Source organism: Dyella sp. ASV21, assembly GCF_016428975.1.
Taxonomy (GTDB): Bacteria; Pseudomonadota; Gammaproteobacteria; order Xanthomonadales; family Rhodanobacteraceae; genus Dyella.
In genome coordinates this window covers 26,218-37,106 of sequence record NZ_JAELTT010000044.1, presented here as the reverse complement: position 1 = coordinate 37,106, position 10,889 = coordinate 26,218, and the positions used below count along the sequence as shown (strand labels likewise).

The following is a 10,889-nucleotide window of genomic DNA, read 5'->3' as shown; positions in this document are numbered from 1 at the left end:
GGCCCGGACTGTTCCACAGCGCGATGGCCGCCAGGTTCGGCTGCAACCGGCGTACCGTCCGCGCACTGTCCAGCACGGCCAGGTAATTGAACTCGTTGCCGAGAAATTCCAGCGGCTCCACACCAAGTACGTCGAGCACATCCGCAGGCATCGCCACGGGTGCGGCATGCCGCACCGGGAAGTCCATCACATAGCTCGCGCCGCGCCGCTGCACGTACAGCGGACCACTCGCCGTGTGAAACGTCACCTGCTCGCGTGAACGCTCCAGCCGCTCCATCACCACTGCGGCGCTGGCCAAGGTGCCGTGCCCACACAGCGGCACTTCCACCAGGGGCGTAAACCAGCGCAGTCGATAGTCTGGGCCGTCCGCCACCAGGAACGCCGTCTCCGCCAGATTGTTCTCGGCGGCTACCGCCTGCATCACCTCGTCCATGGGAAACGCATCGAGTACGACCACCGCGGCGGGGTTGCCGCTGAAGCGATGCGTAGTGAAGGAATCGAGCTGGAACATAACGGGCATACATAACTTCCGCATATGGGTAGTGATGCCGATGCAGGCACCCAGAAAGCACGACACCATCGTGACAAGTCACGATGGTGTCGTCTATCGGTGATGCTTGATTCGTCGGTATGTAGCGCCTGCCACCAATCAAGCGGCAGGCGCCGAGACGAAGGGTGAGGCGCGATCGCCTCACTGACTCACGGCATGGTGTAGCTCGCCAGCACCGTCACGCCATTGATATCGGAGGCCCCCCTCACGCGAACGTACCAATCGCCCGCTACGGGGACGTTCGACATCACTGCTTGCGAACTACCCGGCTTGGTCGACTTGTAGGTCGCGTCACCACCATCGACTGACGGTGCAGCGCCTACCTTCACGTACATGCCGACATTGCCCGAACCACCCAGGGTTCGCAGGCTCAGGCTACGCGCATTCGCTGGCACGCGAATGCGATACAGCTTGGAGTCGCCCTGGTACGCGCTCAGCGTGACCTGCGCCCCATTGGTCAGATCCACCACGGATTCGCCCGGCACCTCGGGCGGCGGCGAATCCTCACCGATGGCTTTGAGCACGGCCGCCCGCGCATCAACGATGCCCGCACCGATGGCCTTGTCCGGCCTGGCCGGGAACGGACGAGCCGTGTCCGTGAGCAGCTTGGTCATCTCTGCCGGCGTCAGCGCCTGCAGGCCCAGCGCCTTGCGAGCACCGGCCACCAGGGCCACGGCGCCCGCCACATGCGGCGCCGCCTGCGACGTACCCGCCATACCGCCGTAGCCTTCATCGCCCGGCTCGTGCGTACCCATGTTGATCGCCGACCACACAAAGCCCGCCCTTACCTGCGTGCCGCTGCTGGCGTCATTGGCGTAGACACCGCCGCCCGGTGCCGCGATAGCCACGCTATTTCCATAGTTGGAGTAGAACGAGCGCTTGCCGGCAATGCCATTGGACGCCACCGAGATGACGCCAGGGCAGCTGGCGGGCGTGTAGTTGGCTGCATCGGCGTTGCTGTTGCCCGCCGACACCACCACCGAGGTGCCGCGTGCCAGGGCACCGGCGATCGCCAAGCCCGACACATCGTCGGCGGAGCAAACGCCGCCACCGCCCAGGCTCATGTTGATCACCTGCGCCGGATGGGTATTGTCGGGCACGCCATCCACATGGCCGCCTGACGCCCAGGTAATGGCGTCCGCAATGTCGGAGTCGTAGCCACCGCAATGACCCAGCACACGCACGGGCAGTACCTTGGCGCGATGCGCTGAACCCGCCATGCCCTTGCCGTTACCCGTCAGCTCGGCGACGGTGCCGGCCACATGGGTGCCATGCCAGCTGGAGTCGCTCGCTTGCGACTTGGAAACGCAGCCGGTCGTTCTATCGGTGTATTTGGCCTCGGTCGTCCAATCGCCGGTATCCCATCCGCCCGGTACGCGCTCGTCGTCGTCGCGGCCGGAGATATAGCCGTCCGAAATAAAATCGTATCCTGCATCGGCGAGCGACAGGTCGATGTCCGAGTGATGGGTAATACCCGTATCGATCACCGCCACGACAATACCCTCGCCATCGGCGAGTTCCCAGGCATTGGCCGCGTTGGAGCCGCCAAGGTTGGCGAAGCTCGTCGTATCGCCCTTGATGGTTTCCATGGTGCCGTCGCCAGCACGCAGATGCCACTGATAGCTGGCGTAGAGCGGGTCATCGGGCGTCACCGCGGCAGGCTGGCTCGACGTCATCAGCGTGGGATGAAGCAGTCGATCGGGCTGCACGCTCTTCACGGCCGGATCAGCGGCCAGCTGCTGCATCAGCGCATTGGCCTCGCTCACGCTGAGCTTGCGGCTGGTGCGGACCAAGTCCGAGCCAACACTGAGCTTGCGCAGGTAGCTCACCGGCACCGACTGGTCGCGCGTGGCGGTGAGTGCGATGCGGCTGCGAGAGAGTGCCGCCGTCACGCTCTGCACGGCCAGCGACGGCTGAATGCGCTCCGCGGTGCCTTCGCGATAGGTAATGATGAATCGGCCAACATCTTCGGTCGCAGGCGTCACGTTTACCGTGTCGCGCAGGACCGGAGCGCTTTCGGCGGCGAAAGCACCCGCGCAAGCCAAGGACAACGAGACTGCCAGCGCGGCGCGCCGGATCAGGCGAATACAAGCCATGAATCTTCTCCCCAGAGAATGGAGTGGGACTGGAAGTAACAACTCCCCGGCGCTCGCCGGGGAGCCGGGTGCCGTCACCAGCCGAAGCTGAAGCCGACGGTGCCGCTGGATTCGCCGCCCCCAGCGACGGATCCACCGACCAACACACTGCCGTTACCCGGCAGGCGATGTGAGTAGCCCACCGCGAGCGCGCCCTGGCCGCCATAGCCGCCCATGGCCGCGCTTACGCGGTGTTCGGTGCTGGGTGAGCCTGCGATGGCGCCGGCCATGCCGGCCAGGGCCGAACCCATGGCACCCACGCGATTCACCCGCGTGTTGATCTGGTTGCGGAAGAGGTTGAAGTCGGACTGGCTCACCGAGTTGGCCAACTTCGCATCCGTGTAGGCATTGGCCGAACTCAAGGTTTGGGCATCACCGGTATCGGCATACGACTTGGCGGTGACCAGGGCCTCCTGGATCTGCCCTACGTTGGCTGCATCGGTGACAGCCGTGCCCGCCGCCACGTTGGTGATCTGGCGTTGCGCGACCGCCGAGCCGACCGAGACGGTATTGGCACGATCGGCGACCGCACCCTGACCAAGCGCCACGGCGCCCACCGCGGTTGCACTAGCGCCTTGACCAACGGCCGTGGCAGACGTGGTGGACACCTGTGCATCCGCACCAATGGCTACCGCACCGGTGGCCAGCGCGGAGGTCACCATGGCGTTGGCGCCTACCGCGACACTGCCGTCGGCGTGCACCTTGGCATTGCCACCGATGGCGGTGTCCTTGGGTCCCGCCGCATAGCTGTCATTGCCTACGGCTGTACCGTAATGACCCAGAGCCGTGGCGTTCTGACCGAACACCGACGCATTCTCGCCGCTCGCATTGGAGCCATAACCCACGGCAACGCCCGCGCTGGCTCCCGCGTTTGCCGGCGCTTCAATGGCGCCTACCGCGTTGCCATCGATGTAAGGCAAGGGCGCCGACACGCCGCCACCGCCACCACCACCGGGGATCTCCTCCGGGATCTTGACCGCCACTTCCAACTGGCCCACTCGTCCATCCAGGGCACCGATGGAGCCCGCCAGTGCGTCACGCATGGCGGCGATCTGGCCACCGTTGATGGCATCGCGACTGCCGGTTTCGATCCGACCGTCCGCCACGTTGGCAAGGCGCGTGCCGGCCGAGCCACCGAAGGTAATGAGGCCACGCTGGTTGCCTGGGTCATAGATCACGGCATCCATGGCGCTGCCGCCACCATCGACCAGTCCAACCGCTTTCAGCTGGCGAACCGTCACGGCATCGGAGTCTTCGGTGCCGTCGGCCACGTTGGTGATCTGGCGATCGATCGCGGCGTGCTTGACATCTGCGGCATCGGTCCACTCGTATGCCGCACCCACCGATACCGTGTTGGCTCGATTGGCCAGCGAGCCGGCACCCAGGGACACACTGTTCTGGGCATCCTTGGTCGTCCAGGCGTTATTGCCCAGCACCGTCGCGTTCACCGCTTGTGCGTAGCTGTTGTAACCCATCACGGTGGCGCCATCTTCGGTGGCCCACGCTTCACTGCCCAAAGCCGTCGTGTTGGTGGCCCGGGTGACGCTGGTGTCATCCCGGCCCGCCTTGGCGTTGTAGCCCAGCGATACGCTGTTCTCCGCCAATGCCGTCGCAAAGCGACCGATGGCCGCACTGTTGTTGCCAAGCGAGCTGGCCTCATCGCCCACGGCGATGCCTGGCCGTGTACCTATCAACTCGCCCTTAGCGTTATAGATATCCGAACCTGCGTGCGCCCAATAGCCAAGCGCAACCGACTGGGACTCCGCGTAGCTGTTATAGCCCATGGCCACGCCCAACGCGGCCGCCGTGCTGCTATAGCCCACGGCGGTCGAGCGCATGCCCTTGGCATAGCTGCCACCACCCACAGCCACGCTGAGGCTCGCCTTGTCATCCACCGTGCTGCCTGCGCCCAAAGCGGTAGAGCCCTGCCCATTAGCCCATGCACCGCTGCCAAAGGCAGAACTGCTCACGCCCAAGGCCTGACTGCTCGCACCCATGCTGGTGCTATCCCTGGCCATGGCACTGGAGGACGCACCCACCGCCACGCTACTTTTGCCGGCAGCAGTGCTGCCGTAGCCGCTTGCAAGACTGTAGTTACCGGTGGCGCTGGCGCCGTTGCCCAGCGCCGTGGCGGCTTCACCCCGCGCGAAACTGCCGCCACCTGCGGCGGTACTGTAGTTACCTTCCGCATAACTGGTGGCGCCCACGGCCACTGCCTGCTCGCCCAACGCGGCACTGTGCGCACCCAACGCACTGCTCTGCTGGCCTGCGGCATAAGCGTCGACACCGGAAGCCAGGCTTTCTCCCCCAACGGCATGCGCATCATCGCTACCGTCGTTGGCACCCTTGGCCTGGAAATAGTGCGTACTGACGGTTTTGACGGCCAGTTCCTCCAACTGCGATACGTTCACCGCATCCGTGGCCTGCGTGCCCTTGGCGACGTTGGTGATCTGGCGATCGATTGCTGCATGCTTGACGCCTGCTTCATCGGTCCACTCCGTCGATGCGCCCACCGACACCGTGTTGGCACGATCGGCCAGCGAACCCGCACCCAGCGCAACGCTGTTCACCGCCGCTTTGGTCGTGCGGGCGTTGTTGCCCAGCACCGTGGCATTCACCGACTGTGCGTAACTGTTGTAGCCCACTACCGTCGCACCGTCTTCGGTTGCCCAGGCTTCCGTACCCAGGGCCGTGGTGCGCTTGGCGGATGTCTGACTGTAGGCATCCTGGCCCGCCAGCGCTGCCACGCCCATGGCGACGCCACTCGTTGCCGTGGCAGAGGCGCTCGCGCCCACTGCCGTGCTCTCCTCGCCGGTGGCGGCCGCGCCACCCGCAAACGGACGACCCACGCCCCCCACCGCGGTGCTGTAGTTGCCGGTCGCCACGCTTTCTGCGCCCAGCGCCATCGAGTAACCCTGCGTAGCCTTGGCACCGAAGCCCAGCGCCACCGACTCCCAACCCGGTGCGGCCGCCTGGCCCACCGCCACCGCCCCGAAGGCCGTGGCGGCTGCGCCAGGGCCCAAGGCTGCCGCGAATGGCTTGCTCGCCTGCGTGTTGGCACCGACGGCGACACTCCACATACCGGCCGCAAGGCTATTCATGCCTAACGCCACCGCCGCACTGCCCTCGATCACGCGGCTGTTCCAGCCCATCGCAATGCTGGCACCACCCTGGGCACGCGCATTGGTACCGATCGCCGTGTCGTAAATGCCACCCGCGACACTGCTATCGCCCAAGGCCACGGACGAGTCGCCCGTGGCTGCCGCGCGGGTGCCGACGGCCGTAGCTGCCAGGCCCATCGCCGCGCTGCCATAGCCACTGGCCGTACTGTACGCACCCCCAGCACTGGCGGCGTTACCCACCGCCGTGGCGCCCGGAGCCGCTGCGAAACTGCCACCACCCAAGGCGGTGGTGTAATCGCCCTCTGCGTAGCTTTGCGCACCCAACGCAACGGTTTGCTCGCCCTGCGCGCTGCTGTGCGCGCCCATCGCACTACTCTGGTTGCCCGCGGCGTACGCGTCCGCACCGGCCGCCACGCTCTCGGCACCGATGGCGTGCGCATCATCGCTGCCATCGGTGGCGCCCTTGGCCTGGAAGTAGCGCGCGCTTACCGACTTGGCTGCCACCTCGTTCAACTGCGACACGTTCACCGCGTCGGTAGCCTCGCTGCCTCTGGCTACATTGGTGATCTGGCGATCGATTGCCGCATGCTTCACGCCCGCCAGATCAGTCCACTCCTGCGCCGCGCCCACCGACACCGAGTTGGCACGATCGGCCAGCGAACCGGCGCCCAGCGAAACGCTATTGGTCGCGCCCTTGGTGGTCCACGCGTTGTTGCCCAACACGGTGGCATTCACCGCCTGCGCGTAGCTGTTGTAGCCCACTGCCGTAGCGCCGTTCTCCGTGGCCCAGGCTTCGCTGCCCAACGCCACGGTTTGCTTGGCGATGGTGGTGCTGGTGGCATCCCGACCCGCCAACGCGCGATGGCCAATGGCCACGCCATCCTCACCCTCTTCCGGCGAACTCAGGTCAAGTCCGGTGGTGGCACCGGCACCCAGGGCCACGCTGTTCTTGCCGAACGATGCCGCTCCCGCACCGAGTGCAACGCTACGCAAGCCACCGGAGATGGTGCTGCGTCCGAACACTTCCTCGGCATCTCCACGCGCGCCAAGGGCCACGCTGCCTTCGGCCACCGCCATACTGCCATCGCCGATGGCCGTGGCGAACCAGGCGAACGTATTGGCGCCGCTACCCAGCACACTGCTGCTGCGCCCGCGCGCCATGGCGCCATAGCCAATGGCGGTGCCTGCATAGTCGTCGGCGCTGGCGAAACCGCCAACCACCGTGCCTCCCGGCTTGTTCGTCGTGGCACCGCCGCCGATGGCAATCGCCCCCTTGCCATTGGCTGCACTCAGCGCACCGATCGCCACGGTGCCGCCATCGCCCCGACTGGTGGCTTGATAGCCCACGGCGGTCGCATACATGCCATTAGCATTGCTTTGGCTGCCCAGCGCGGTGCCATACCCTTCATTGCTGGTGCGGCTCTGCTCACCCAGCGCGACGGACGACACACCTTGGGCCGCGCTGCCATAGCCTTGGGCGGTGCTGTAGACGCCCGTGGCGGCTGCACCATTGCCCAGCGCCGTGGCCCCCATGTCGCCGGCGACGCTACCGCCGCCAACCGCCGTGCTGTAGTCACCGCTGGCATAGCTGTTGGCACCCAGCGCTGCGGCCTCGACACCACCCGCGTTGCTATGCGCCCCCATGGCCGTGCCGTGCTCACCCGAGGCGTACGCATCGACACCACTCGCAACGCTTTCGGCACCGGCGGCGTGCGCGTCATCGCTGCCATCGTTGGCGCCGTTCGCCGCGAAATGGCGCGTTGCCGATTGCAACTGTTCCACGTTCACCGCGTCCGTCGCTTGCGTGCCCTTGGCGACATTGGCGATCTGCCGCTGCGCGCCCGCTGTGCCCACCGACACGGTGTTCACACGATCGGCCAACGAACCGGCGCCCAACGCGACGCTGTTGGTGGCGCCCTTGGTGGTGCTGGCGCCACTGCCCAGCGCGGTCGCATCATTGGCCTGCGTGGTTGCCTTCATGCCCAACGCCGTGCTGTTGCGTCCGGTAGCCATCGACTGCAAGCCAATCGCGGTACCCGCCAGCACATCGACCAATGCGCCGTCCGTGTAAACACTGGTACCCGCGATGGCCCCAAGGCCAACCGCGGTGGAATTGACGTTGGCGATGCTGGTGGCGCCCACGGCAGTACCCGAGATGTCCGCGGCACTGAGCGCGCCCAAGGCGGTGGCGCGGAAGTTCAGCGCCTGGCTGTAGGCACCGAAGGCGCTGCCCTGGGAACCGGCGGCGCTGCTCTGAGTGCCTACGCTGGTTGTCTGGCTGCCACTCGCCAACGCCTGGGCACCCATGGCCACACCGTAATCACCGGAGGCCGCACTGAAGGCACCTACGCTGGTGGTGAACGATTTGCTACCGCTTGCGTTGGCACCTACGGCCACGGCGTTGAGGCCTTGCGCATTCGCCTGCGTGCCGAGCGCTGCCGTATTGGCATGGGAGGCCACGCTGCCGACACCGACGGCCATGCTGCTGCTGCCCGAAGCGACGCTGTTCGCGCCCAGGGCGAGTGCCTTCGAACCGCTTGCGGAACTGTCATAGCCAAGCGCAACGCCTTGCACGCCCGCAACGCTGGCGCCATTGCCCACCGCCGTGCCGCCATCGGCCATGGCATAGCTGCCACCACCGACAGCGGTGCTGTCATTGCCATACGCGTAGCTATTGGCACCCACGGCGACCGACTCGGCCGCACTGGCGTTGCTGTGCGCGCCAAGCGCCGTGCTTTGGTTACCGGCGGCATAGGCATCGGCGCCTGCCGATGTGCTTTCCACGCCTTCGGCGTGCGCCTCGTCACCACCCATGGGGACGCCCTGCGCCTGGAAATAGCGTGACTTGGCGGTGACGGTGCCGAGCGTTTGCCGCAGCTGCTCCACGTTGACCGCATCCGTGTCCTGCGTGCCGCCGGCCACGTGGGTGATCTGGCGGGCTTGATGGGCATTGCCGACGGAGACGCTGTTGTCGCGATCGGTGGTGGAGCCCGCACCCAAGGCCACGCTGCCTGCGTCGTAGGCGCGCGCGCCGCTGCCCAGCGCCACGGCATCATTGCCCATGGCGCCACTGTTTGCTCCCAGCGCCATGGCGCGATTGCCATACGCCACACTGTTTGCACCCAGCGCCACGCTTAAATTGCCCGTCGCGCTGCTCAGTGCGCCAAGCGCATTGCTGTTAAAACCATCCGCAACGGCTTGTTGGCCTAGCGCAGTACTACCAACGCCATTTGCCTGCGCCGCTGAGCCCATGGCCGTGCTGTACGCGCCTTGCGCGTAGGCATTGGAGCCCGTGCCGGTGCTGTAATCGCCCACGGCAGTGGCCTGCGGACCCAGTGCTGCGCTGTTGACGCCCTGCGCGCGACTATCGTCGCCGACGGCGACGCCTCCCGTCGCTGCCGCAACACTGCCAACGCCAACGGCGGTGGACCTGGCACCCTCCGCGAGCGCCAACGTACCCACAGCCGAGGCGTAGATCGCCTTGCTCTGGCTGCCGGCGCCCAGCGCAGTACTGCCAATCTCCTGGGCGAAACTTACCGCGCCATGGGCCGTGCTGAAGTCGCCCAGCGCAAAGCTGCTTGCGCCACTGGCCGAGCTGTAGTCGCCGTAAGCGATCGCATGCTGCCCCATCGCGGAACTGTGCTCACCGGCCGCTTGGCTATGCGCACCCACTGCCGTGCTGCCCACTTGCAGCGCGTTTGCAGCGCGCCCTGCGGCCACGGCGTCTTCGCCATTGGCCTGCGCATCGTCCGTGCCGTCACCGACACCCACCGCCTTGAAGAAACTGGAATCGGCAGTGACCTGCACCGAAGCGTCTTGGGCGCTGGATATCGCCGGCGTACTCAGCAGCGCAAGTGGCAACAGCAATGTGCCCACGCCACGCAATGCCGCGCGCAAGCGCTTGCTGCTTGCTCCCTTGCCGCGCGTACTGGCGAACTCCGATGCCACCACCAGCATTTGCAACGAACGGTTCCATACCTTGCTGAAAATCTTGTTCACCCGATTCTCCCCATCGCGATGACTCGGGTCGCCGTGCATCTGGCCATGCGTTGGCCAATGCATGCGTCTTCCCGAGGGTTCGTCCAGAGCGGCTGCTGTTGGAAACAGCACCGCCTCGCACATTGCGTCGCCCTGAATCGCCTGAATGGCGCTTCAGCAACTTGAACAGCGTTGGGTGTGGACGCGCCGGGCGCAACGCGAGGAATGCAGGGGTTCTCGCACCGAAAGGTTCGGTGCGGCAAGAAAGCTCTTGTTGGAGTGCCCAGTACTTTATCGATAAGTACTGCGAGCGCTTGCCGCTCACGCTAGAAAAGCTTTTCCTACATCGCATCCATCGGCCAGCCGATAAACGCGCGCATTCGATCGGCTACCCAAAAACGCCCATGCCACTGGCTGGTGTGATGAAGTTGCAACCGTCGTCATCCCGCCATCCGTGTTGTTGGATGCCATCACGTGATCGCCCGCTGGCACCAACCACGTCGGCCCCCTGCCAAACGATATACAGAACATACCGTCATCGCACACGACCTTTGCCTACATCGGTGAAGGCCGGAGCACTGACGTCGATCAGTGTCCAGTGGCAGGAAACCATCGGAAACTTCTCAAACCCTGAGACGTTATGCACCCACAGGAGGGCATCAAGCTGTTTCGTGGAGACCGGTTTTTTTTGCAACGAGCGTCACAAACCGAAAGCCAATTCACCCACCCATACGCGTACAAAACACGCCTCAACCGACCATGAAGATCGGCGAGTGAAGGGCATGGGAAGAAAATGGGAGACATCCACGTGGACGGCGTCGACCACGCCGACGGTCACCCTATGCGGATGGAAGGCCAAACAAGAAGGATTCCCGACGCGACGACGGATGGATATCCAACGAAGCGAGAGCATGTCGCGGCATGCGTGTGCGGCAGAGACCCGCGCGTGGCGATAGCGCCAGCTAACCCAGTAGACGACTGGCGCCCACGGGGTGAACCACGCATTACATGCCATAGAGGCAAGCGAGACCGACGGGCTAGGGGTACAGCGAATCTACCACTGGAGCACAAACAGAACGGCCACCTGCGCGGGCATAGGCGGGC

The 10,889-nt window shown here is 65.4% G+C and carries 3 protein-coding genes; all 3 read right to left on the bottom strand.

Translation table 11 applies throughout. The annotated features are described in order from the left end of the window. Positions 1-520: PhzF family phenazine biosynthesis isomerase (locus JHD67_RS14545; RefSeq protein WP_199099949.1), on the bottom strand; the 520-nt coding region annotated here is incomplete at its 3' end. A 179-nt stretch (positions 521-699) separates the two neighbouring features. Continuing rightward, on the bottom strand, positions 700-2,646 hold the full coding sequence (locus JHD67_RS14540) for a S8 family serine peptidase (RefSeq protein ID WP_199099948.1): 1,947 nt from the start codon (positions 2,644-2,646) through the stop codon (positions 700-702). A gap of 74 nt (positions 2,647-2,720) precedes the next feature. Next, a complete protein-coding gene (locus JHD67_RS14535; protein WP_199099947.1) occupies positions 2,721-9,806 on the bottom strand; it encodes an ESPR-type extended signal peptide-containing protein in 7,086 nt (2,361 codons plus the stop codon). Positions 9,807-10,889: the final 1,083 nt, after the last annotated feature.

Bases quoted from the DNA above. Each gene is read 5' to 3' on its own strand.
- JHD67_RS14540 (WP_199099948.1), bottom strand. From the start codon at position 2,646: ATGGCTTGTATTCGCCTGATCCGGCGCGCCGCGCTGGCAGTCTCGTTG.